Below are 23,263 nucleotides of genomic sequence, written 5' to 3'. Positions count from 1 at the left end.
GACGAATGCGTCACATCGACAGGACCTGGCATCGTCAATCTGACGCGAACGGGCTATGATAGATAACGTCAAGTAGACGAAAAGGTCTGCGCTGCAAAGAAAGGGCGTCCGGCCCGTGACCACCACAGAAACCCTGGACGTACAGCCCACCCCGCTCGCGCTGCTGCTGCTCGGCCGCGAGTCCGACCCACGCAGCGAGCGGGGCGTGGACTGCCCCGGCGACCTGCCGGCGCCGTCCGACCCGCACCTGGTGGAGCGCGCCAGGGCCGCCAAGGCCCGCCTCGGCGAGAGGGTCTTCATCCTCGGCCACCACTACCAGCGCGACGAGGTCATCGAGTTCGCCGACGTGACCGGCGACTCCTTCAAGCTGGCCAGGGACGCGGCGGCCAGGCCGGAGGCGGAGTACATCGTCTTCTGCGGTGTCCACTTCATGGCGGAGTCCGCCGACATCCTCACCTCGCAGAAGCAGCAGGTGATCCTGCCCGACCTGGCGGCAGGCTGCTCGATGGCCGACATGGCCAGTGCCGAGCAGGTCGCCGAGTGCTGGGACGTACTGGCCGACGCGGGGGTCGCCGACGTCACCGTCCCGGTGTCGTACATGAACTCCTCCGCCGACATCAAGGCCTTCACCGGTCGGCACGGCGGCACGATCTGCACGTCCTCCAACGCCAAGCGCGCGCTGGAGTGGGCCTTCTCGCAGGGCGAGAAGGTGCTCTTCCTGCCCGACCAGCACCTGGGCCGCAACACCGCGGTGCTGGACCTCGGCATACCGCTGGAGGAATGCGTCGTCTACAACCCGCACAAGCCCGGCGGCGGGCTGACCGCCGAGCAGCTCCGGGACGCGAGAATGATCCTGTGGCGCGGCCACTGCTCGGTGCACGGCCGCTTCTCGCTGGAGTCGGTGGAGGACGTCCGGGCGCGGATCCCCGGCGTCAACGTGCTGGTGCACCCCGAGTGCAAGCACGAGGTCGTCACGTCCGCCGACCACGTGGGCTCGACCGAGCACATCATCAAGATGCTCGACGCGGCTCCCGCGGGCTCCGCGTGGGCGATCGGCACCGAGCTGAACCTGGTGCGCAGGCTCGCCAAGGCGCACCCGGACAAGCAGATCGTCTTCCTCGACAAGACCGTCTGCTTCTGCTCGACCATGAACCGCATCGACCTGCCGCACCTGGTGTGGGCGCTGGAGTCGCTGGCGGACGGCAAGACCGTCAACCGCATCGAGGTCGACGCCGAGACCGAGCACTTCGCCAAGCTGGCCTTGGAGCAGATGCTCGCGCTGCCGTAAGAACGCTGCGGGTGAATTCCTTGTCGGTGACCGTCCTGTGGGCGAACAGCCCGTCGGCGAACACCTGTCGGCAGGGGCGGCTCGGAGCAATGATGGATCGGTGATCCTTCGACCGGTTCGTGACGACGAGGAGGACGCCGAGGTCGTGCGGGAGGTCACCGCCGCCGCCTTCGGCGCCTCACACATGCTCGGCCCGGACCCGGCGGGCGCCCGCCGGGCCGGCGGCGGGCCCGCGGCCGCCGCCCGGGAGCGCGGCCGCGCCCGCCATCTGGCCAGGACCGACCCCGGCGGCTGCTGGATCGCCCAGGACGAGGCGGCGGGCCCGGTGGGCGCGGTGCTGTCGTCCCGGCGGGAGGGCACCTGGGGCCTGTCGCTGCTCGCGGTGGCACCGGGCGCGCAGGGCAAGGGAGTCGGCAAGGCGCTGATGGCGCGGGCGTTGGTGCACGGGCGGGCCTGCCTGCGCGGCATCATCTGCGCCCACCGGCACCCGGCCGCGGCGCGGACGTACCGCAGGGCCGGTTTCACGCTGCACCCGGCGATGCGGCTGACCGGGGTGGTCGACCCGGCGGGGCTCGCGCCGCTGGACGGTGCCGTGCACGAGGGCAACGCCAGGCACCGCGACCTGATGGACTCGGTCGACCGCCGCACCCGCGGCGGCGCCCACGGGCCCGACCACGAGGAACTGCCGCGGCACTTCCGGCTGTTCGTGGTCGACGACCTGGCCGGCAGCGGCTACTGCTACGCCGACGACGACGGGGTGGAACTGCTGGCCGCGACCTCCAGGAGGCTGGCCACCCGGCTGCTGACCGCGGCGCTGGTGAGCATGCCGCAGGGCCGCCCGGTGCGGGTGGCCGGGCTGACGGCGGAACAGGAGTGGGCGGTGGACGTCGGCATCGCGGCGGGCCTGGAGATCTCCAACGCCGGCTACGTGTGCCTGCGCGGGATGCGGCCGCCCAACCCGTACATCCCCTCGCAGCTCTTCCTCTGACCGGCCGGACCGGCTACGGGCCGCCGGTTCAGCCCCGGGTCCCGTCCGCCGGGGCCGGGGCCGCCGGTTCGTCCCGCTGCCCAACAGCCCGACGGTGGCGCGTAGTTCGTCCAGCGCCGACCGGCTCGCCCCGCGTACGTGCGCCAGCGCCTGCCGGGCCTGGTCGGGGCGGCGGTCCATGACGTGGGCGGCGACGCCGGCCTGCACGGTGGCCAGCGCGATCTGGTGGGCGACGACGTCGTGCAGTTCGCCGGCGATCCGCATCCGCTCCTCGGTGACCCGGCGCCTGGCCTCCTCCTCCCGAGTCTGCTCGGCCCGCTGGGCCCGCTCCTGTATCGCGGCGGCATAGGCCCGGCGGCTGCGCAGCGCGTCGCCGGCCGCCGCGGCGGTGCCGGCCCAGGCGAGGACGGCGACGACCCAGCCGTCCACCCACTGGTCCACGACGAGCAGCGCGGACAGCGCGCAGCCGAGCAGCAGCACCGCCCACAGCATCCCGCGGCGCGGCGGACGCCGTCCCGGCACGGGACCTCCGGGGGATGCCATGGGATGCGGATGCTGCACAGTGATCGCTGAATTCCGGGGCAGAGCCCCCGCCGGTCGCGCCGGACGGCCCGCTGCCGGGCGTCCCTGTCCACGGCCGCCGCCGACGGCCGTCCCTGGTCCGCGATCAGCCGGGTCAGCCCGGGATCAGCCCGTCGTCCTTGAGCATCGCCTTGACCTCGTCGAGGGTGGCGTCCGCCGTCGGCAGGATCAGCTCCGACGGCTCCAGCGCGTCGTCGGGCAGCGGCACGCCGAGGCGGCGGACCGAGTCGAGCAGGGCGCCCAGCGTCCGCCGGAAACCCTCCTCGTCACCGGTCTCCACTGCGGCGAGCAGCTCGTTGTCCAGCACATTGAGCTCGGTGAGGTCGGCGTCCGCCAACCTCACCTGGCCCTCCCCCATGATCCGCGCGATCATGACGGCCTCCTCCGTTGCGGCTCCGTCGCCGGTCATCACTGCCGGTGACTGCGTGACTGCGTGACGGGTGGAACGGCCGGCGTGGCCGCCGGCCGGGGTGCCTACTGCTTGTCGAACCTCGGGGTGTCCTGCGGCTCGCCCTGCGCGTCGCGGCCGGTCTTGCCGCCCTCGATCGCCTGCGGGGCGCTGCCGCCGGCCAGCTCGGCCTTCATCCGCTGCAGCTCCAGCTCGACGTCGCTGCCGCCGGAGATCCGGTCCAGCTCGGCCTGGAGGTCGTCCTTGGCCATGCCGCTCGGGTCGTCCAGGGCGCCCGAGGCCATCAGCTCGTCCAGCGCGCCCGCACGGGCCCGCAGCTGCTCGGTCTTGTCCTCGGCACGCTGGATCGCCATGCCGACGTCGCCCATCTCCTCGGAGATCCCGGAGAAGGCCTCGCCGATCTGGGTCTGCGCCTGGGCGGCGGTGTAGGTGGCCTTGATGGTCTCCTTCTTCGTACGGAAGGCGTCCACCTTGGCCTGCAGGCGCTGGGAGGCCAGCGTGAGCTTCTCCTCCTCGCCCTGCAGCGTCGTGTGCTGCGTCTCCAGGTCGGTGACCTGCTGCTGCAGCGCCGCCCGCCGGGACAGCGCCTCACGGGCCAGGTCCTCGCGGCCCAGGGCCAGCGCCTTGCGGCCCTGGTCCTCATACGTCGCCGACTTCTTCTGCAACTCGGTCAGCTGCAGTTCGAGCCGCTTGCGGGAGGTGGCGACATCGGCCACGCCCCGCCGTACCTTCTGCAGCAGTTCCAGCTGCTTCTGGTACGAGTAGTCGAGCGTCTCGCGCGGGTCCTCGGCCCTGTCCAGGGCCTTGTTGGCCTTCGCGCGGAAGATCAGTCCCATCCGCTTCATGACACCGCTCATGGGCCTCGCGCGCCCCCTTCTCCGGCAACTGCTCCAGCACCTCTACAGACCCCAGCCTACGGGCCTTGGTTCCATTACCGCACTGTTCGGAGCCGGATGCGCTCATCCGCAAGGACGATCACGGTTCGGTGACCCCATGCTCAGGGAGTAGGCAGGGGGCTGGGGTCGGGCGGCAGAAACACGTAACCTGGAAGACGTGTTCCGACGCCGTTCACCAGATGAGCAGTCCTCGACCACCACTGCGGTGCTCGACAAGGACCAGCCCCGCGACCCGCAGGCTCCCAAGGGTCGCCCCACGCCCAAGCGCAGCGACGCCCAGCAGCAGCGCCGCAAGGCCGTCAATACGCCGACCGACCGCAAGGCGGCGGCCCGGGCGGCCCGCGAGGCCCGCCGGGTCGACATGGCCAAGCGCCGCGAGGCCTTGGCCAACGGTGACGAGCGCAACCTGCCGGCCGCCCACCAGGGCCCGGTGCGCAAGTTCACCCGCGACTACGTGGACTCCCGCTACCGGGTCGCCGAGTTCTTCCTGCCGATGGCCATCGTGATCCTGGTCGGCAGCCTGCTGCCGGCCGTGCAGACGCTCGCGCTGTTCCTGTGGGTGCTGGTCATCGCGCTGATCGTGATCGACTCGGTGATCACCGGCCTGGCGCTGCGCCGCCAGCTGGCACAGCGGTTCCCCGGGCAGAACACCCGGCGTGCCGTCACCTACGGCCTGATGCGGACGCTCCAGATGCGCCGGATGCGGCTGCCGAAGCCGCAGGTCCAGCGCGGCGCCAAGCTCTGAGCGGCTTCCTCCCCGGCCCGCCGCCCGCCCCGGGCGCGGGCGGTTTCCACGGTGGGGCGGACAGCTGGCTGGCCGGCCTCGGCGGGCTGCGGAACACCGTCAGGCAGGAGCTCGTGGCGCGGCAGCTGGACGACCAGCTCGCCACGCACTTCCCGCCGGCCGTCGGCGCCCACGCGGTGCGGCGGCTGCGGGTGCTCGACATCGGTCCCGGCCAGGGCACCCAGGCGCTGCGGCTGGCCCGCGCCGGGCACCTGGTCACCGGCCTCGAAGCCGACCCGGCGATGCTCGGCGCCCTGCAGGCCGCGGTGGCGGCCGAGCCCGCCGACGTACGCGGCCGCTTCGCGGTGCTCCAGGGCGACGGCCGGGAGACCGGCAGGCACTTCGAGCCCGCCTGCTTCGACGTGGTCCTGTGCCACGGGGTGCTGATGTACGTCCCCGACCCCGAGCCGATGCTCGCCGCGCTCGCCCGGGTGCTGGCACCGGGCGGCCTGCTGTCCCTGGTCGTCCGCAACGGCGACGCGCTGGCCATGCGGCCGGGGCTGCTCGGCGACTGGTCCGCGGCGCTGCGCGCGTTCGGCTCGGCCGGATACGTCAACCGGCTGGGGCTCGCCACCCGGGCGGACCGGCTGGCGCCGCTGACCTCGACGCTGGCCGGCATCGGCGTGCCCCTGCACTCCTGGTACGGCGTGCGGGTCTTCACCGACACCGCCGCCGACCACGCGGTGGGCCCCGCGGACCCGAACGCCCTCGCCGCCCTGCTGGACGCCGAGGAGGCGGCCGGCCGCACCGACCCCTACCGGGGTGTGGCCGCCCTGCTTCACCTCTGCGGCCTGCGCTCCTAGCCTCCGCGCTCCCGGCGGTCCGCGGCTTCCGCCGCCTCCGCGCACGGGCGGGAAGCACACGATTGGACGCTGACGGCGGGTGGGCGGGCCGGGGGAACGTGAGGATTTGGGCATGAGCCGAACGCGTACCCTCCTCCTGCCCGGCGCGGCCGCCCTGGCGCTGGCCACGACCGCCTGCAGCTCCGGCGGGGGCGGCCACCCCTCCTCCCCCGAGGCGAACTCCCTCGTCGCCGCGTCAGGGGGGACCGACCTGCAGAACGCTTATCAGAACACCGTCAAGCACGTGCTGCCGTCGGTCGTCCAGATCACCACCGAGCAGGATCTCGGCTCCGGGGTGGTCTTCGACACCAAGGGCGACATCGTCACGAACGCGCACGTCGTCGGCAACGCGACCAGCTTCCAGGTGTCACTGGCCACCGGCGGCAGCCCGCTCAAGGCGAAGCTGGTCTCGTCCTTCCCCGCCAACGACCTCGCCGTCATCAAGCTGACGTCGCCGCCCAAGGGGCTCAAGCCGGCCGACTTCGCCGACTCCGGCAAGGTCAGCGTCGGGCAGATCGTGCTGGCGATGGGCAACCCGCTCGGGCTGTCGAGCAGCGTCACGCAGGGCATCGTGTCGGCGACCGGCCGTACGGTCAGCGAGGGTGCCTCCGGCGGCGGCACCGGGGCGACCATCCCCGACATGGTGCAGACGTCCGCCGCGATCAACCCGGGCAACAGCGGCGGCGCCCTGGTCAACCTCGACAACCAGGTGATCGGCATCCCCACCCTCGCCGCGACCGACCCGCAGCTGGGCAGCGGGGCCGCGCCCGGCATCGGCTTCGCCCTCCCGTCGTCCACGGTCAAGCGGATCGCCGAGCAGATCATCAAGAACGGCAAGGTCACCGACTCCGGCCGGGCCGCGCTCGGCGTGACCGTACGCGGGGTGGTGGACGAGAACCAGCAGCCCGCGGGCGCCGCGATCGTGTCGGTGCAGAAGGGCGGCGCCGCCGCCAAGGGAGGGCTGCAGGACGGCGACGTGATCACCAAGCTCGGCAACACGCCCATCACCACCGTGCAGAGCCTCACCGCGGCGCTGGCGGCGCTCAAGCCGGGCACGAAGGTGCCGGTGACCTACGACCGGGGCGGGGCCACCAAGACCTCGCAGGTCACGCTGGCGTCACTGGGCTGAGCAGCCGGCGTCCCCCGCGCGCAGGCGGGGGACGCCGACCGGTCACGCGTCGGCGTGCAGGCTCATCGGACCGTAGATCTTCGTGTCGCCCTCGAAGAGGACGACCTGGTCGGCGCCGCCTTCGAGCAGGTCCTTCCAGACCTCGCCGAGCCAGGACTCGGCGTCGCCCTGCGTGGTGAACTCCTCGGGCTGCACCGCGGGCTCCACCTCGGTGCCGTCGGCCTTCTCGAACCGCCACGTCCACGCCATGTATGTCTCCTCGGTGCCGAGTCCGTCTGTCGCGCAAGTCCAGGATCCAGGGTGCTGCGATGGCCTGCCAGGGCAGCGTAACGGCACCGTCGGCGCCGGCGGGGCCCTCGCCACATGGCGGACCCCGCGCGCCTCGCGGACCGCGACGCGAGACGATCGTGCCGTGGAAGCGACTCTGCTCGGCACCGCGGGGCCCGAGGGCCTGCCGACCCCGGACTGCCCGTGCGCGGCCTGCGCCCTCGCCGTGGGCGACGGTGCCCGCGCGCCGAGCTCCGTGCTGGTCGACGGCGAGGTGCTGCTCGACCTGACGCCGGGCGTCGCGCTCGCCGCCGCCCGCGCCGGGCACAGCCTCGCCGGGCTGCGCCTGGTCCTGCTCTCCCACCCGCACGACGGCCCCGCGGTGGAGATCCCGCCCGGGCTCCCCTCGCCCGCCCGGGTGCCCGACGGGCAGCGGCTCACCCTGATCACCGGCCACAAGGTGCGGGCGCTGGCCATGGACGCGCCCGGCACGGGTTACGCCGTCGAGTCGCCGGACGGCCTGCGGTTGCTGTACCTGCCGCCCGGCTGCGCGCCGGCCGGCCTGGACGGCACCGACCCGCCCTACGACCTGGTGCTGCTCGACGCGATCGGCCGGCCCGACGCGCTCGCCCGGCTGCGGGCGGCGGGGGCGGTGACCGGCACGACCGACGTGGTCGCCGTCCACCTCGACCACGACGCGCCGCCCCGGCCCGAACTGACCCGGCGGCTCGCCGCGCTCGGGGCCAGGGCCGTACCGGACGGCACGACGCTGGTCGTCGGCGACTACCACGCCGTGCCCGACGTGCCCCGCCGCACCCTGGTGCTGGGCGGCGCCCGCTCCGGCAAGTCCGCGGAGGCCGAGCGCCGGCTCGCCGGCTTCCCCGACGTCCTCTACGTCGCCACCGGCGGCACCCGCGACGGCGACGCCGACTGGGCCGACCGGGTCGCCCGGCACCGCGAACGCCGCCCGTCCGGCTGGCGCACCCTGGAGACCCGCGACCTCCTCCCGCTCCTCGCCGACGACGCGGGCCCGCCCCTGGTGATCGACTGCCTCGGGCTCTGGCTCACCGACGTCCTCGACACGGAGGGAGCCTGGGACGACGCCACCTGGCACGACGGCGCGGCCCACCGCGTACGGGCTCGCGCCGACGCGCTGGCCGCGGCATGGCGTGCGACCCGTCGCACCGCCGTGGCGGTCTCCAACGAAGTCGGCTCCGGGGTGGTCCCCCCGACCCCCGCGGGCCGCCGCTTCCGCGACGAGCTCGGCCGCCTCAACACGGCGATGGCCGCCGAGTCCGACCACGTCCTCCTGGTAGTGGCCGGCCTCCCCCTCCCCCTCCGCTGACCCCCTGCCGGGGCCCCGGCGCCCAGGGGGGTGCCCCCTGCGCATGAGGGCGCCCTCCAGGGGCGCGAGGAACGGCGCGACCAACCCCGACCGACCGTCGTGTGGCGACAAACCGCCACCGCCCCAGAGGCGCGAGGAACGGTGCGACCAACCCCCACCGGGCGCGCGGGTCGTCACCGCCCCAAAGGGGCACCTGCTGCCGAAAACGGGCCACCGGCCGTGGTGGGCTGAGCGCGCAGTTCCCCGCGCCCCTGGTGGGGTGCCCTCAGCGGCAGGGCCGACCCCTCGGGGCCACCGCCCGTCGGGTGGCGACGAACCGCCACCACCCCAGGGGCGCGGGGAACTGGGCGGCCAACCCACCACCGGGGCGCGGGTCGGCACCGAACCGGAGGGGGCACTTGCTGTCGGAGACGGGCCACCGGCCCGTGGAGGGGGGTCACCCGCGTCCGGCGGGGAAGCGTTGGAAGACCGCGGCCCGCGGATGCGCGCCCCCTGCGGGAGGGAGGGAGGCGGAGTGGGGGCGGAGGACCCAGAGAGCCGGGCCAGGGCCGTGGGCGGTACTGTTCGGCGGGTGACTGGGATCCAGCTCGACGACTTCGGCTCCCTGGTGGAGCGCCCCGACGCAAGGCTGCGGCGGGACTCGGTGGACAGGTGGCGGGAGCTCGTGCGGCCCGCCGACGGGCTCGGGAAGGTCGGGGAGCTGGCCGACTGGCTGGCCGCCGTCCAGGGCGCCGTGCCGGTGCGGCCGATCTCCGCGCCCCGCGTCCTGCTCTTCGCCGCCGACCACGGCGTCGCCGAGCTGGACGTCTCGACCATGAAGGCGGGCACGGCCAGTGCCCTGGCCCTGGCCGCGATCGAGGGCACCGCCCCGGTGAGCGTGATCGCGCGCCGCCTCGGCGTACCCGTCGACGTCGTCGACATGGCGCTGGACTGCGACCCGGCGGACCTGCCCGCCGAGGTGACGGCGTATCGGGTACGCCGCGGCTCGGGACGTATCGACGTCGAGGACGCCCTCACCCGGGAAGAGGCCGAGCAGGCCTTCCGTACCGGGATGGAGCTGGCCGACCGGCACGCGGACTCCGGCACGGACCTCGTACTGCTCGGCGACCTGAGCGTCGGCGGCACGACCCCGGCCGCCGTCCTGATCGCCGCGCTGTGCGGTACGGACGCCTCCGTGGTGACCGGCCGCGGCTCCGGTATCGACGACCTGGCCTGGATGCGCAAGTGCGCGGCGATCCGGGACGCGCTGCGCCGGGCGCGCCCGGTCCTCGGGGACCAGCTGGCGCTGCTCGCCACCGTCGGCGGCGCCGACTTCGCCGCGATGACGGGCTTTCTGCTGCAGGCGGCCGTACGCAAGATGCCGGTGGTGCTCGACGGCGTCGTCGGCGCGGCCTGCGCGCTGGTGGGCCAGCGGGTCGCGTTCCGCGCGCCGGACTGGTGGCTGGCCGGTCACGCGAGCGGCGAGCCGGGCCAGGCCAAGGCGCTGGACCGGGTCTCCCTCGACCCGCTGCTCGACCACAGCATCCGGCTGGGCGGCGGCGTCGGCGCGCTGCTGGCGCTGCCCCTGATCCAGGCGGCGGCGGCCCTGTCGGCCGAACTCCCCGCCGAGTCCGGCACCGCGGAAGCGGAAGCGGACACCGCCGAGGAGCCCGCGGAGGCCTAGCCTCCGCACCCAGCCGACGCGCCGGAGCGTAATGCCGTAAATCAGACATTACGCTCTATGCTTCCCAGCCATGGGAAGTCCGCGGCCCCCGCGCCGCCCAGCGGCGCGCAGCGCGGTCTTCACGGTCTGGTACCTGCGCATCGTGGCCGCGCTGAACTTCCTCGGCGCCGTCTGGGTCTCCTTCGGCGCCGACATCCGGCGGCACAACGCCCAGGACTACTTCACCCCGTACCTGCTCACCGCGGGCTTCACCTCCGGCGCCATCGCCCTCTTCCTCGCCGTCACGATGCGCCGCCGCAAACGTGCCGCCTGGATCCTCAACCTCGTGCTGTGCGGCCTGTTCTTCGCCGTCCTGGCGCTGAGCATGGTGTGGCCGGACATCTACGGACACACCCAGAACTGGGTCTCCCTCGCGCTGACCACCGCCTTCCTGGCGGCGCTGGTCGCCGGGCGGCGGGAGTTCCGCGCCAAGGGCGACCCGGCCAACCCCTGGCACGCGGCGGTGGTCGCCGGCCTCGGCCTGGTCCTGGCGGCGCTCGTCGGGACCATCCTGGTGACCGCCACCAACTCCCAGCACGGCGGCACCCTCGCCGACAGCTTCGGCTACGCCCTGCTCCGGCTGGTCTCCCTGGTCCCGGACGACAGCGCGTTCGTGACCATCTCCACCCCCGGCTGGGTGGACGTGGTGATCAACGGGATGAGCGCGCTGCTCTTCGTCCTGGTCCTGGTCGTCGCCTTCCGCTCCCCCCGCGGCCGGGAACTGCTCGGCACGGACGACGAGCAGCGGCTGCGCGTCCTGCTCGGGAAGTACGGCGAGCGCGACTCCCTCGGCTACTTCGCGCTGCGCCGCGACAAGAGCGTCATCTGGTCGCCGAGCGGCAAGTCCGCGATCGCCTACCGCGTACTCGGCGGGGTCTCCCTCGCGTCCGGCGACCCGATCGGCGACCCCGAGGCGTGGCCCGGCGCCATCGAGGCGTGGCTGGAGGAGGCACGGGACCACGCCTGGGTGCCCGCCGTGATGGGGGCGAGCGAGGAGGCCGGCACCGTCTACGCCCGGCACGGCCTCGACGCCCTCGAACTCGGCGACGAGGCGATCGTGGAGACCGCCGACTTCACCCTCGACGGGCGCGCGATGCGCACGGTGCGGCAGGCGCACAACCGGGTGCTCCGGTCCGGCTGCACCGTACGCATCAGGCGGCACGCCGACATCCCGGCCGACGAGCTGGCCGCGCTCCTGGGCTGCGCCGACGACTGGCGTGACGGGCAGACCGAGCGCGGCTTCTCGATGGCGCTCGGGCGGCTCGGCGACCCCGCAGACGGTCAGTGCGTGATGGTCGAGTGCGCGGACGGCGAGGGCCGGCCGCGAGCGCTGCTGAGCTTCGTGCCGTGGGGCCCGCAGGGCCTCTCGCTCGACCTGATGCGGCGCGACCGGGGCTCGGACAACGGGCTGATCGAGTTCATGGTCATCGAGCTGATCCGGCGGGCCGGCGAGGTGGGGGTCGAGCAGGTCTCGCTCAACTTCGCGATGTTCAGGTCGGTCTTCGAACGCGGCTCCCGGCTCGGCGCGGGCCCGGTGCTGCGGCTGTGGCACTCGCTGCTGACGTTCTTCTCGCGCTGGTGGCAGATCGAGTCGCTCTACCGCGCCAACGCCAAATTCCGGCCGATCTGGGAGCCGCGCTATGTCCTCTTCGGCAAGTCGAGCGAGCTCCCGAGGATCGGTCTCGCGGGCGCCCGCGCCGAAGGCTTCCTCGGCGTCCCCCGCCTCCCCCCGCCACTGCGGCGGCGGGCCGCACCGTGACGGCGGGCGAGGCTCCCGCAGCGGGCTGTTCGCCGAGTGGGCGGCGATTCGCGGCGACGTGGGACGCCGGCTGCGGGTCCGCGGGCCGCGGGCGGTTCCGGTCACCCTCGCCGCCTGCGGCGGGATCCTCGCCCTGCAACTGCTCCAGCACGGCCACGGCACCAGCGGCTGGGTCGAACGGCTCGGCGCCGTCTACGCCACCCTGCCCTGGTGGCAGGCGCTGCTGCGCACCCCCCTGTCGCTCTTCCTGCCCGACCCCTCGCTGCCGGTGTGGGGCCTGGCGCTGCAGGTCGTGGTCGTCTTCGGCATCGCGGAGACCACGGTGGGCCGCCGCCGCACCCTCGGCGTGGCCCTGCTCGCCACCCTGGCAGGCACCGGCTTCGCCCGCTACTCCCTCTGGGCGGGCCCGCACTGGCCGCTCGGGCTGCCCGCGCACGACCTCCTGGTCCGCGACACCGGCCCGTCCGCCGCGGTCGTCGCCCTCGGCGTCTACGTGGCCCTGCGGTACCGGGCGTGGTGGACGGTCGGCGCGATCGTGCTGGCGATGGTGGTGGAGGTCGTCTCCCTCCCCAACCTGGCCGGCTACGAGCACCTGGCGGGCGTGGCCGTGATCCTGGCCCTCTTCACCCGCGGCCCCCTACGGGCTGCGCCCTGACCCGGCGTGCACCCGCCAGTGGCGGCGGCCGGGGGTCAGCGCAGGGACAGGGCCAGGAGTGCGGCTGTCGCGGCGGCTTCGGTGACCGCACCGAAGACGTCGCCGGTCACCCCGCCGAAGCGGGCGGTGCAGCGCCGCACCAGGACTTCGCCCGCGGCCAGGCCGCAGGCCACCGCCGCCGCGCAGCGCAGCTCCGTCAGCCCGCCGAAGGCGGAGCCCGCGGCGGCGGCGAGGGCCGCGCACAGGGCGGCAGCCAAGAGCGCCGCCCACGGCGGGACGGTCCCCGCGACGGCCGCGCCGAGGCCGCCGGGCCGCGCGGCCGGGACGCCACGGCGGCACGCGGCGAGCAGCGCGGCCCGCGCGGACACCGCGGCGATCAGGGCGGCCGCGCCGCCGTAGACCCAGCCGTGGGCGTAACAGGCCGCGGCCGAGGCGACCTGCGCGAGCAGGACGAAGACCAGGGTGACGACCCCGAACGGTCCGATGTCGGACTGCTTCATGATCCGCAGGGCGTCATCCGCGGCCTTGCCCGAGCCGAGCCCGTCCGCGGTGTCGGCGAGGCCGTCGAGGTGCAGGCCCCGGGTGAGGACGGCGGGTACGGCCACCGTGCCGACCGCCGCGAGCAGCGGCCCCGCGCCGAGCGCCACCAGCAGCCCGCCGCAGGCGGCGGCGGCCAGCCCGACGACGCCACCGACCAGCGGCGCGGCGAGCATCCCGCCCCGGGCGGCGGCCCGGTCCCACCGGGTGACCCGGGCGGGCAGCACGGTGAGCGTCCCGAAGGCGAACCGCAGCGCGTCACCGGCCGAGGCCGCAGGCAGTTTCCCCACCGCGCGAGGCTACCCGCCCCCCGCGTGCCCGCCCCTGGGGGTACCCGCGCCTGCGGCCCGGGGGGCCCGCGCCACCATCGGCGGGTGCACGCCCGTGCGGGTTTCCTCGCGGCTGCGGACCCGGGTGCGGGCCGCCACGGTCGGCGGGTGCGCGTCCGTGGGGGGTTTCCCGCGCCTGGCGGCGCGGGGTGTTACCCACGGCTCCGCGTGGGGGTGCCCCCAGTCCCGTGCGAGTAGTAGTTCGGTGAACGGTCCCCCTGCGGGGGCGGCCCGCCATCGGCGGCTGTCGCGCCGTGCGTGCGGAGGCGCCGCAGGTGTCCCGCGCGGGTAGGCCTGAGGACGCGCCGCAGGCGTACGTGCGGGCAGGCGTGGGACGTGCCGCAGGCGTACGTGCGGGCAGGCGTGGGACGTGCCGCAGGCGTACGTGCGGGCAGGCGTGGGACGTGCCGCAGGCGTTCGTGCGGGCAGGCGTGACGCCCACGGCAAGGGTGCCCGGGGAGTCATACAACGCACCCGGGGGCGGGTGCGGGAGGGCGGTGCCCCCGTCCGGACCCCCCTCCTCAGCCAGTGTCGGCAGGGAGCCGCCGGCGGCGGGAAGGGGACGGTCCGGGGGTGTCCCCGCAGGCATGCGCACAACTCCCGCTGGAAGGAACCGTAAGAGCCATGGTGCGCAGGCCGAGGAGATACCCCCGGGGCGGCACCGACCCACCCACCAGCGGCACCCGCACCCGACAGAACACCCGCACGGGTGGGCGGGCGGGCAACACCACCGCAGCACCACCGCAGCACCACCGCAGCACCACCGCAGCACCACCCCCCACCCCCCCACCACCTCGGCGTAGGCTCAACGCAACCGGTGGGCGTCACGCAGTGCCCCGATGGTGTGGCGGAATACGATGCGGGGTGGCTCGGGCCGGGCCACCCACCGGCCTTTGACGAGGACCTCGACCGAATAGGACCTGACCCACCGTGACAGCTCTGACACTCAGTACCTCCGCCGCCGCAGCGCTGCGCGCGGACGCCGTCGTCGTGGGGGTGAGCAAGGCCGCCAAGGGCGGCCCCCGCCTCGCCCCGGGCGCGGAATCGGTGGATTCCGCGTTCGGCGGCAAGCTCGCCTCGACGCTGGAGACGCTCGGCGCCACCGGGGCGGAGGGCGAGCTGACCAAGCTCCCCGCGCCGGACGGCGTGAAGGCCGCGGTCGTGGTGGCGGTGGGCCTGGGGGAGACGCCCGAGGAGGGCGCGGGGTTCGACCCCGAGGCGCTGCGCAAGGCGGCCGGCACCGCGGCGAGGTCGCTGTCGGGAGCCAAGAAGGCGGCGTTCGCGCTGCCCGCCGGGGACCCCGCGGACGTCGAGGCGGTCGCGGTCGGCGCGCTGCTCGGCGCGTACGCGTTCACGGCGTATCAGGCCGACTCGGGCAAGGGCCCGCTCGGCGAGGTCGCCGTGGTGGGTGCCAAGCCGCGCGACAAGGCGCACAAGGCCGCGGCGGAGCGGGCGAGCGCGGTGGCCGAGGAGGTCAACCGCGCACGTGACCTGATCAACACCCCGCCGAACGACCTGTACCCGCAGGCCTTCGCCGCCGCGGTGCAGGCCGCGGGCAAGGAGTACGGCCTGAAGGTCGAGGTGCTGGACGAGAAGGCACTGCTCAAGGGCGGCTACGGCGGCATCATGGGCGTCGGCCAGGGCTCGGCGACGCCGCCCCGGCTGGTGCGGGTGGCGTACTCGCACGCCAAGGCCACCAGGACGCTGGCCTTCGTCGGCAAGGGCATCACCTACGACTCGGGCGGCATCTCGCTGAAGCCGCCGGGGCACAACGAGACGATGAAGTGCGACATGAGCGGCGCCGCGGCGGTCTTCTCCGCGGTCGTGGCGGCGGCCAGGCTGGGCCTTGAGGTCAACGTGACCGGCTGGCTCGCGCTGGCCGAGAACATGCCCGGCGGCGGTGCGACCCGCCCCGGCGACGTGCTGAAGATGTACAGCGGCAAGACCGTCGAGGTGCTGAACACCGACGCCGAGGGCCGGCTGGTGCTGGCCGACGCGCTGGCCAGGGCCTCGGAGGAGGCGCCGGACGCGATCGTGGACGTGGCGACGCTGACCGGCGCCATGGTGCTGGCGCTGGGTGACGGCCGGTTCGGGATCATGGCGAACGACGACGGTTTCCGTACCGCCGTGCACACCACGGCGCTGGCCGAGGGTGAGGACTCCTGGCCGATGCCGCTGCCGCAGCAGCTGCGGAAGACCTTCGACTCCCCCACCGCGGACATCGCGAACATGGGCGTACGCCCCGGTGGCGGCCTGATCGCGGGGCTTTTCCTGCGGGAGTTCGTCGGCGAGGGCATCACCTGGGCGCACCTGGACATCGCGGGTCCGGCCTTCAACGAGGGCGGCCCGTTCGGCTACACCCCGAAGGGCGGCACCGGCTCGGCCGTCCGCACCCTGGTGGCGCTGGCCCGGCGGACCGCCGAGGGAGGTCTGCTCTGATCGGGCGAAGTCCTGACAGGCGGTGACGACCCGGCGAAGTCCGGGTGAGATGTGTCACGTGCGGCCCCCGGCGACATGCCGGGGGCCGCACGCGGTGTTCGCACCGGTAGGGCCGGTGGCCCGCGAGCCCCCGAGAAGTGCGAAGATGTTGTGTCGGCACGACAGGGCCCCCTTTGAGACGAAGTGGCCGAACCAAAGCCGCCGCCCGGTCATGGTGGACCGGCTCCGGCGAACCCATGCATGGAGGACGTGACGTGGCGAACGACGCCAGCACTGTTTTCGACCTAGTGATCCTCGGCGGCGGCAGTGGCGGCTACGCAGCCGCCCTGCGTGCCGCGCAGCTGGGACTGGACGTCGCCCTGATCGAGAAGAACAAGCTCGGGGGCACCTGTCTGCACAACGGCTGCATTCCCACCAAGGCGCTGCTGCACGCCGGTGAGATCGCGGACCAGGCTCGCGAGAGCGAGCAGTTCGGCGTGAAAGCCACCTTCGAGGGCATCGACATCGCCGCCGTCCACAAGTACAAGGACGACGTGATCTCGGGCCTCTACAAGGGCCTGCAGGGCCTGGTGGCGTCACGCAAGGTGACGTACATCGAGGGTGAGGGACGGCTGTCGTCCCCGACCTCGGTCGATGTGAACGGTCAGCGGATCCAGGGCCGGCACGTGGTGCTGGCGACCGGTTCCGTACCGCGCTCGCTGCCCGGGCTGACCATCGACGGCAACCGGATCATCTCCTCGGACCACGCGCTGACGCTGGACCGGGTCCCGAAGAGCGCGATCGTGCTGGGCGGCGGCGTGATCGGCGTCGAGTTCGCCTCGGCGTGGAAGTCCTTCGGCACCGAGGTGACCATCATCGAGGGCCTGCCGCACCTGGTGCCGGTCGAGGACGAGAACAGCTCGAAGCTGCTGGAGCGGGCCTTCCGCAAGCGCGGCATCAAGTTCAACCTGGGCACCTTCTTCCAGAGCGCCGAGTACACCGCGGACGGTGTCAAGGTGACGCTGGCGGACGGCAAGACCTTCGAGGCGGAGGTGCTGCTGGTCGCGATCGGCCGCGGCCCGGTCTCGCAGAACCTGGGCTACGAGGAGCAGGGCGTCGCGATGGACCGCGGCTTCGTCCTGGTCGACGAGTACATGCGGACGAACGTGCCGACCATCTCGGCCGTCGGCGACCTGGTGCCCACCCTGCAGCTGGCGCACGTCGGCTTCGCCGAGGGCATCCTGGTGGCGGAGCGCCTGGCGGGCCTGAAGGCGGTGCCGATCGACTACGACGGTGTGCCGCGGGTGACGTACTGCCACCCCGAGGTCGCCTCCGTGGGCATCACCGAGGCCAAGGCCAAGGAGGTCTACGGCGCCGACAAGGTCGTGACGCTCAAGTACAACCTGGCGGGCAACGGCAAGAGCAAGATCCTCAAGACCGCGGGCGAGATCAAGCTCGTCCAGGTCCGCGACGGTGCCGTCGTGGGCGTCCACCTGGTCGGCGACCGGATGGGCGAGCAGGTCGGCGAAGCGCAGCTGATCTACAACTGGGAGGCGCTGCCGGCCGAGGTCGCGCAGCTCATCCACGCGCACCCGACGCAGAACGAGGCGATGGGCGAGGCCCACCTCGCCCTCGCGGGCAAGCCGCTGCACGCGCACGACTGACCCTCAATCACGCCACCCATTCGCACAGATCGTGAGGAGTAACCGCAACCATGGCGGTTTCCGTAACCCTGCCGGCGCTCGGCGAGAGCGTGACCGAGGGCACCGTCACCCGCTGGCTCAAGGCCGAGGGTGAGCGCGTCGAGGCCGACGAGCCGCTGCTCGAGGTCTCGACCGACAAGGTCGACACCGAGATCCCCTCGCCCGCCTCCGGCGTGCTCTCGTCCATCAAGGTCGCCGAGGACGAGACCGTCGAGGTCGGCGCTGAACTGGCCGTCATCGACGACGGCAGCGGCGCGCCCGCCGCCGCTGCCCCCGCCCAGGCTGCCCAGCCCGAGGCGCAGCCCGAACCGCAGCCCGAGGCGCAGCCGGAGCCGGCCGCCGACCCGACCGCCCCGTCGACCGAGGCCGCCGCCCCCGCGCCGGCCCCGACCGCCGAGGCGACGGCCGGCGAGTCCACCGCGTCCGGCACCGACGTGCTGCTGCCCGCGCTGGGCGAGTCCGTCACCGAGGGCACCGTCACCCGCTGGCTCAAGGCGGTCGGCGAGAGCGTCGAGGCCGACGAGCCGCTGCTCGAGGTCTCGACCGACAAGGTCGACACCGAGATCCCGTCCCCGGTGGCGGGCACGCTGCTGGAGATCCTGGTCGAGGAGGACGGTACGGCCGAGGTCGGCGCCCGGCTCGCGGTGATCGGTGCGGCCGGTGCCGCGCCCGCCGCGGCTCCGGCGCCCGCCGCGCCCGCCCCGGCCCCCGCCGCCCAGGCCCCGGCCCCGGCGGCTCCCGCTCCCGCCCCCGCGCCGGCTCAGGCGGCACCGCCGGCCCCCGCGCCGGCCCCCGCCGCGCCTGCTCCGGCGGCACCCGCCCCGGCACCGGCACCCGCCCCTGCTCCGGCCCCCGCGCCGGCTCCGGCCGCCGCCGCAGCCGCGGCACCCGCCGCCGCGGCCCCCGCGGCCGGCGACGACGGCGCGTACGTCACGCCGCTGGTCCGCAAGCTCGCCGCCGAGAACGGCGTGAACCTCGGCTTCGTGAAGGGCACGGGCGTCGGCGGGCGGATCCGCAAGCAGGACGTCATCGCCGCCGCCGAGGCCGCGAAGGCCGCCGCGGCAGCGCCGAAGGCCGCCCCGGCCGCCGCTTCGAAGGCCCCCGCCGCGGTGTCCCCGCTGCGTGGCCAGACCGTCAAGATGACCCGGATGCGCAAGGTCATCGGCGACAACATGATGAAGGCCCTGCACTCGCAGGCGCAGCTCACCAGCGTCGTCGAGGTGGACGTCACCCGCGTCATGCGGCTGCGCGCCCAGGCCAAGGAGGCCTTCGCGGCCCGCGAGGGCGTCAAGCTCTCGCCGATGCCGTTCTACGTCAAGGCCGCAGCCCAGGCCCTCAAGGCGCACCCGGTGGTCAACGCCAGGATCAACGAGGACGAGGGGACGATCACCTACTTCGACTCCGAGAACATCGGGATCGCGGTGGACTCCGAGAAGGGTCTGATGACCCCGGTCATCAAGGGTGCGGGCGACCTGAACATCGCCGGTATCGCCAAGAAGACCGCGGAGCTGGCGGCCAACGTCCGGGCCAGCAAGATCACCCCGGACGACCTGGCCGGCGCGACCTTCACCATCAGCAACACCGGGTCGCGCGGCGCGCTCTTCGACACCGTCATCGTGCCGCCGAACCAGGCGGCGATCCTCGGTATCGGCGCGACCGTCAAGCGCCCGGTGGTCGTGGAGACCCCGGACGGCACGGTCATCGGCGTCCGCGACATGACCTTCCTGTCGCTGTCCTACGACCACCGGCTGGTGGACGGTGCCGACGCGGCCCGTTACCTGACGGCGGTCAAGGAGATCCTGGAGGCGGGCGAGTTCGAGGTCGAGCTCGGCCTGTAAGCGGTCGCGGCACGCCGCACGCCACGGCGCCCCCGCCCCGGTACACCCGGGACGGGGGCGCCGCCGCGTCCGGGTGGGAGGCAGTGTCGCTTCCGCGTCGTATCGTCTAAGTCACGCAACCTGTGAAGGAGCGCGCCCCATGGCCCCTGCCGCCGTCCCGCACCTGGTCGTGCACAGTCTCCGCGAGCAGATCCGCGAGCACATCCTGGAGGGGATCGTCAGCGGGCGCTGGAAGCCGGGCGAGCGGATCGTGGAGCGCAGGATCGCGGTGGAGCTGCAGGTCAGCCAGACGCCCGTGCGGGAGGCGCTGCGCGAGCTTGAGGCGCTGCGGCTGATCGAGTCCGCGCCGAACAAGGGCGTCCGGGTGCGGGGGCTCACCGCCGCCGACCTCAAGGAGAGCTATCCGGTCCGCGCGGGGCTGGAACAGGTCGCCGCCGAGCTGGCCGCGCCGCGGCTCGCCGCCGACCCGGCCGCCCTGGCCAGCGAGGTCGCCGCGCTGCGGCTGGCCGACGCGGAGCTCGACGGCGAGGCCCAGGTGCGGCACACCGTGGCCTTCCACCACGAGCTGGTCCGCGCCGCGGGCAACGCGGTGCTGCTGCACGCGTGGGAGTCGCTCGGCATCGAGGTCTGGACGACGCTGTCCATCCGCTGGCTGAGCCCGGCGCCGCGCGCCTACGCCGCCGAGCACCAGGAGATCGTCGACGCCTTCACCCGGCGCGACCCGCGGATCTGCGAGCTGATCAAGTCCCACGTGCTGAGCTGCGCGCCCCAGGTCTGACCGGCACTCCGGCGGGCGCCCTGCGAATCGAAGACGCGCAGGCCACGGCACCGCGTGCCTATGAGGCTGGCACCCCGTGCCGACTTGGAATCGGCCGCCGAGAAGGATTGATCGATCATCGATCGCAGGCGTAACCTCGACAGCGGAGGGCGAGCCCTGTCTGCCGACTCATCACTCGCACTCATCACCTCCCTCCGCTCGGAAGGCGGCACCCCATGCCTGACGCCGTTGGCCGTACCCGGCCCAGTCAGCTCGACCAGATCCCGGACCGCGACCCGGAAGAGACCACGGAGTGGCTCGCGTCGCTCGACGCCGTCACCAAGGCCGCCGGGCCGCACCGGGCCGCGTACCTGATGCGCAGGACCCTCGAAGGCGCCAGTGCCGACGGCATCGCGCTGCCCTCCCTGCTGGAGACGGAGTACATCAACACGATCCCGACCTCCGCCGAGCCCGCCTACCCGGGCGACGAGGCGATGGAGGCCAGGATCACCGCCTGGAACCGCTGGAACGCCGCTGCCATGGTGACCCGTGGCAGCAAGCTCGGACTCGGCGGCCACATCGCCACGTTCGCGTCGGCGGCCTGGCTGTACGAGACCGGCTTCCAGCACTTCTTCCGGGGCAAGGAAGGCACCGGGTCCGGCGACCAGCTGTACCTCCAGGGCCACGCCTCCCCCGGCATCTACGCCCGCGCCTTCCTCGACGGCCGGCTGTCCGAGGGGCAGCTCGACCGGTTCCGGCAGGAGGCCGGCGGCGACGGCCTGCCCTCGTACCCGCACCCGCGGCGGCTGCCGTGGCTGTGGGAGTTCCCCACCGTCTCGATGGGCCTCGGCCCGCTGTCCGCGATCTACCAGGCCCGCTTCAACCGCTACCTGGAGCACCGAGGCGTCAAGGACACCTCCGACTCGCATGTCTGGGCCTTCCTCGGCGACGGCGAGATGGACGAGCCCGAGTCGACGGCCGCTCTGGCGCTGGCCGGGCGCGAGGGCCTGGACAACCTGACCTTCGTGATCAACTGCAACCTGCAGCGGCTCGACGGCCCGGTCCGCCCCAACTTCAAGATCGTCCAGGAGCTGGAGGCGCAGTTCCGCGCGGCCGGCTGGAACGTGGTCAAGGCGCTGTGGGGCGCGGCCTGGGACGAGGTGCTCGCCCAGGACACCGACGGGGCGCTGCTGCGGCGACTGCGCGAGGTGCCGGACGCGCAGTTCCAGACGTACGCCACCCGGGACGCGGCCTACATCCGCGAGCACTTCTTCGGGGCGGACCCCTCGCTGCGGACCATCGGCGGCCGGCTCGGCGACGCCAAGGTGCTCGAACTCTTCCAGACCTCACGGGCCGGGCACGAGCCGCGCAAGGTCTATGCCGCCTACCGGGCCGCGCTGGACCACAAGGGCGCCCCGACCGTGGTGCTCGCCCAGACGGTGAAGGGCTACACGCTCGGCACCGGCTTCGAGTCGCGCAACGCCAACCACCAGATGAAGAAGCTCACCCTCCCGCAGTTCCGGGTGATGCGCGACCTGCTGGAGCTGCCGATCCCGGACAGCGCCCTGGACGCGGACGTCGTCCCGTACTGGCACCCGGGCGAGGACTCGCCCGAGATGCGCTACCTGCGCGAGCGGCGCGCGGCGCTCGGCGGTCCCGCCCCGGCCCGCAAGGTCGTCGCCAAGCCGCTGCCGCTGCCGCCCGACAAGGCCTACGCGAGCCTGGAGAAGGGCTCGGGCACGCAGGAGATCGCCACCACGATGGCGTTCGTCCGGCTGGTCAAGGACCTGATGCGGGAGAAGGAGACCGGCCGCCGCTGGGTGCCGATCGTCCCCGACGAGGCGCGCACCTTCGGCATGGAGTCGCTCTTCCCGTCCGCGGGACTGTACTCGCCCAAGGGCCAGACGTACGACCCGGTCGACCGCGACCAGCTGCTGTACTACAAGGAGGCGAAGGACGGCCAGATCCTCAACGAGGGGATCACCGAGGCCGGTTCGCTCGCCGACTTCACCGCGGCGGCCACCGCGTACGCCACGCACGGCGAGCCGATGATCCCGTTCTACATCTTCTACTCGATGTTCGGCTTCCAGCGCACCGCCGACCAGTTCTGGGCGCTGGCCGACCAGCTGGGCCGCGGGTTCGTGATCGGCGCGACGGCCGGGCGCACCACGATGACCGGTGAGGGCCTGCAGCACGCCGACGGCCACTCGCATCTGATCGCCTCCACCAACCCGGCGGCGATCTCCTACGACCCGGCGTTCGCGTACGAGGTCGCGGTCATCGTCCGCGAGGGCCTGCGGCGGATGTACGGGCCGGACGCCGAGGACGTCTTCTACTACCTGACCGTCTACAACGAGCCCAAGGTGCAGCCCGCGATGCCGGCCGGCGTCGAGGAGGGCATCCTCAGGGGCCTCTACCGCTACCAGGCCGCCGCCGACCCGGCGCCCGGCGCCCCGCGGCTGCAGCTGCTGGCCTCAGGCACCGCCATCCACTGGGCGCTGGACGCCCAGCGGCTGCTCGCCGAGGACTGGGGCGTGGCCGCCGACGTGTGGTCCGCGCCGTCCTGGACCGAGCTGCGGCGCGAGGCGCTGGACTGCGACGCGGCCCGGCTGCGCGGCGAGGAGCGCACGCCGTACGTGACCCGCGCGCTGGAAGGCGCGCCCGGTCCCGTGGTCGCCGTCAGCGACTGGATGCGGGCCGTCCCCGACCAGATAGCGCCCTGGGTGGAGCAGGACTGGACGTCGGTCGGCACCGACGGGTTCGGCCTGTCCGACACCCGCGACGCGGCCCGCAGGCACTTCGGGGTGGACCCGCAGTCGCTGGCCGTCCAGGCACTCGCGGCACTCGCCCGGCGCGGCGAGGTCGAGACGGCCACGGTGAAGGAGGCCGCGGAGCGCTACGGGCTCTGAGCGCCGCCGGCCGGCCGCGCACGCGTCGGGCAGGTTTCCGGCGCGTTACCGCCGTCACGGGTGTGGCTCCGGCCAACTCCCGTGACGGCGGCTGCCGTTGGTGCCCAAGGCGCTCAAGGAGCGAGT

18 protein-coding genes and 1 pseudogene are annotated in these 23,263 nt (G+C 73.6%); 14 read left to right on the top strand and 5 right to left on the bottom strand.

The annotated features are described in order from the left end of the window. The first annotated feature begins 115 nt into the window (after positions 1-115). Entirely contained in the window at positions 116-1,288 is a 1,173-nt protein-coding gene (gene nadA / locus OG702_RS26865; RefSeq protein ID WP_327291511.1) for a quinolinate synthase NadA, read from the top strand. A 100-nt stretch (positions 1,289-1,388) separates the two neighbouring features. Beyond that, complete coding sequence (locus OG702_RS26860) at positions 1,389-2,276, top strand: GNAT family N-acetyltransferase (RefSeq protein ID WP_327291510.1); 888 nt, start codon at positions 1,389-1,391, stop codon at positions 2,274-2,276. Positions 2,277-2,316: 40 nt separating this feature from the next. Here the strand turns inward: OG702_RS26860 and OG702_RS26855 are convergent. From OG702_RS26855 to OG702_RS26845, 3 genes and pseudogenes are all read right to left on the bottom strand, one after another. Continuing rightward, positions 2,317-2,687: pseudogene (locus tag OG702_RS26855) on the bottom strand (histidine kinase); the annotation flags it as partial. 265 nt (positions 2,688-2,952) lie between these two features. Then, on the bottom strand, positions 2,953-3,231 hold the full coding sequence (gene pspAA / locus OG702_RS26850; RefSeq protein WP_327291509.1) for a PspA-associated protein PspAA: 279 nt from the start codon (positions 3,229-3,231) through the stop codon (positions 2,953-2,955). A 101-nt stretch (positions 3,232-3,332) separates the two neighbouring features. Continuing rightward, the gene (locus tag OG702_RS26845) at positions 3,333-4,124 is read right to left on the bottom strand and encodes a PspA/IM30 family protein (RefSeq protein ID WP_327291508.1); all 792 of its coding nucleotides are present in this window, start codon (positions 4,122-4,124) and stop codon (positions 3,333-3,335) included. A 196-nt stretch (positions 4,125-4,320) separates the two neighbouring features. Here OG702_RS26845 and OG702_RS26840 point away from each other — a divergent pair, with 196 nt between their 5' ends. From OG702_RS26840 to OG702_RS26830, 3 genes are all read left to right on the top strand, one after another. Then, positions 4,321-4,908, top strand: coding sequence for a DUF3043 domain-containing protein (locus tag OG702_RS26840; protein ID WP_327291507.1), 588 nt, complete (start codon positions 4,321-4,323; stop codon positions 4,906-4,908). Between the two features lie 113 nt (positions 4,909-5,021). Beyond that, the gene (locus OG702_RS26835; protein ID WP_327291506.1) at positions 5,022-5,750 is read left to right on the top strand and encodes a class I SAM-dependent methyltransferase; all 729 of its coding nucleotides are present in this window, start codon (positions 5,022-5,024) and stop codon (positions 5,748-5,750) included. Between the two features lie 112 nt (positions 5,751-5,862). Continuing rightward, complete coding sequence (locus tag OG702_RS26830; protein ID WP_327291505.1) at positions 5,863-6,918, top strand: S1C family serine protease; 1,056 nt, start codon at positions 5,863-5,865, stop codon at positions 6,916-6,918. A 42-nt stretch (positions 6,919-6,960) separates the two neighbouring features. Here OG702_RS26830 and OG702_RS26825 read toward each other — a convergent pair whose 3' ends face one another. After that, on the bottom strand, positions 6,961-7,167 hold the full coding sequence (locus tag OG702_RS26825) for a hypothetical protein (RefSeq protein WP_327291504.1): 207 nt from the start codon (positions 7,165-7,167) through the stop codon (positions 6,961-6,963). Between the two features lie 163 nt (positions 7,168-7,330). Here OG702_RS26825 and OG702_RS26820 point away from each other — a divergent pair, with 163 nt between their 5' ends. The 4 genes from OG702_RS26820 (at position 7,331) to OG702_RS26805 (ending at position 12,646) form a co-directional block, all read left to right on the top strand. Next, positions 7,331-8,530, top strand: coding sequence for a bifunctional adenosylcobinamide kinase/adenosylcobinamide-phosphate guanylyltransferase (locus OG702_RS26820; protein ID WP_327291503.1), 1,200 nt, complete (start codon positions 7,331-7,333; stop codon positions 8,528-8,530). 571 nt (positions 8,531-9,101) lie between these two features. After that, the gene (gene cobT, locus OG702_RS26815; RefSeq protein WP_327291502.1) at positions 9,102-10,193 is read left to right on the top strand and encodes a nicotinate-nucleotide--dimethylbenzimidazole phosphoribosyltransferase; all 1,092 of its coding nucleotides are present in this window, start codon (positions 9,102-9,104) and stop codon (positions 10,191-10,193) included. Between the two features lie 70 nt (positions 10,194-10,263). Then, positions 10,264-11,991, top strand: a complete 1,728-nt coding sequence (locus OG702_RS26810; protein WP_327291501.1) for a phosphatidylglycerol lysyltransferase domain-containing protein — start codon at positions 10,264-10,266, stop codon at positions 11,989-11,991. 58 nt (positions 11,992-12,049) lie between these two features. Continuing rightward, the gene (locus OG702_RS26805; protein WP_327291500.1) at positions 12,050-12,646 is read left to right on the top strand and encodes a hypothetical protein; all 597 of its coding nucleotides are present in this window, start codon (positions 12,050-12,052) and stop codon (positions 12,644-12,646) included. Positions 12,647-12,681: 35 nt separating this feature from the next. Here the strand turns inward: OG702_RS26805 and OG702_RS26800 are convergent, their stop codons facing one another. Next, complete coding sequence (locus tag OG702_RS26800) at positions 12,682-13,473, bottom strand: adenosylcobinamide-GDP ribazoletransferase (protein ID WP_327291499.1); 792 nt, start codon at positions 13,471-13,473, stop codon at positions 12,682-12,684. Positions 13,474-14,442: 969 nt separating this feature from the next. Here OG702_RS26800 and OG702_RS26795 point away from each other — a divergent pair. From OG702_RS26795 to aceE, 5 genes are all read left to right on the top strand, one after another. Continuing rightward, positions 14,443-15,951 (top strand): leucyl aminopeptidase, encoded by a 1,509-nt coding sequence (locus tag OG702_RS26795; protein ID WP_327291498.1) that lies wholly within the window; start codon positions 14,443-14,445, stop codon positions 15,949-15,951. A 254-nt stretch (positions 15,952-16,205) separates the two neighbouring features. Continuing rightward, positions 16,206-17,594, top strand: a complete 1,389-nt coding sequence (gene lpdA, locus OG702_RS26790) for a dihydrolipoyl dehydrogenase (protein WP_327291497.1) — start codon at positions 16,206-16,208, stop codon at positions 17,592-17,594. A 50-nt stretch (positions 17,595-17,644) separates the two neighbouring features. After that, on the top strand, positions 17,645-19,471 hold the full coding sequence (sucB, locus tag OG702_RS26785; RefSeq protein ID WP_327291496.1) for a 2-oxoglutarate dehydrogenase, E2 component, dihydrolipoamide succinyltransferase: 1,827 nt from the start codon (positions 17,645-17,647) through the stop codon (positions 19,469-19,471). Between the two features lie 139 nt (positions 19,472-19,610). Continuing rightward, positions 19,611-20,249, top strand: coding sequence for a GntR family transcriptional regulator (locus tag OG702_RS26780; RefSeq protein WP_327291495.1), 639 nt, complete (start codon positions 19,611-19,613; stop codon positions 20,247-20,249). A gap of 215 nt (positions 20,250-20,464) precedes the next feature. Then, entirely contained in the window at positions 20,465-23,137 is a 2,673-nt protein-coding gene (gene aceE / locus OG702_RS26775) for a pyruvate dehydrogenase (acetyl-transferring), homodimeric type (protein WP_327291494.1), read from the top strand. Positions 23,138-23,263: the final 126 nt, after the last annotated feature.

Source organism: Streptomyces sp. NBC_01198, from assembly GCF_036010485.1.
GTDB lineage: Bacteria > Actinomycetota > Actinomycetes > Streptomycetales > Streptomycetaceae > Actinacidiphila.
Note: the sequence above shows the minus strand (reverse complement) of the source record. Positions and strands in the feature narration are given on the sequence as shown.

Excerpts from the sequence above, each read along its gene's own strand:
- pspAA (WP_327291509.1), bottom strand. The coding sequence starts at position 3,231 with ATGATCGCGCGGATCATGGGGGAGGGCCAGGTGAGGTTGGCGGACGCC.
- OG702_RS26845 (WP_327291508.1), bottom strand. The coding sequence starts at position 4,124 with ATGAGCGGTGTCATGAAGCGGATGGGACTGATCTTCCGCGCGAAGGCC.
- OG702_RS26830 (WP_327291505.1), top strand. The coding sequence starts at position 5,863 with ATGAGCCGAACGCGTACCCTCCTCCTGCCCGGCGCGGCCGCCCTGGCG.
- OG702_RS26825 (WP_327291504.1), bottom strand. The coding sequence starts at position 7,167 with ATGGCGTGGACGTGGCGGTTCGAGAAGGCCGACGGCACCGAGGTGGAG.
- OG702_RS26810 (WP_327291501.1), top strand. The coding sequence starts at position 10,264 with ATGGGAAGTCCGCGGCCCCCGCGCCGCCCAGCGGCGCGCAGCGCGGTC.
- sucB (WP_327291496.1), top strand. The coding sequence starts at position 17,645 with ATGGCGGTTTCCGTAACCCTGCCGGCGCTCGGCGAGAGCGTGACCGAG.
- OG702_RS26780 (WP_327291495.1), top strand. The coding sequence starts at position 19,611 with ATGGCCCCTGCCGCCGTCCCGCACCTGGTCGTGCACAGTCTCCGCGAG.
- aceE (WP_327291494.1), top strand. The coding sequence starts at position 20,465 with ATGCCTGACGCCGTTGGCCGTACCCGGCCCAGTCAGCTCGACCAGATC.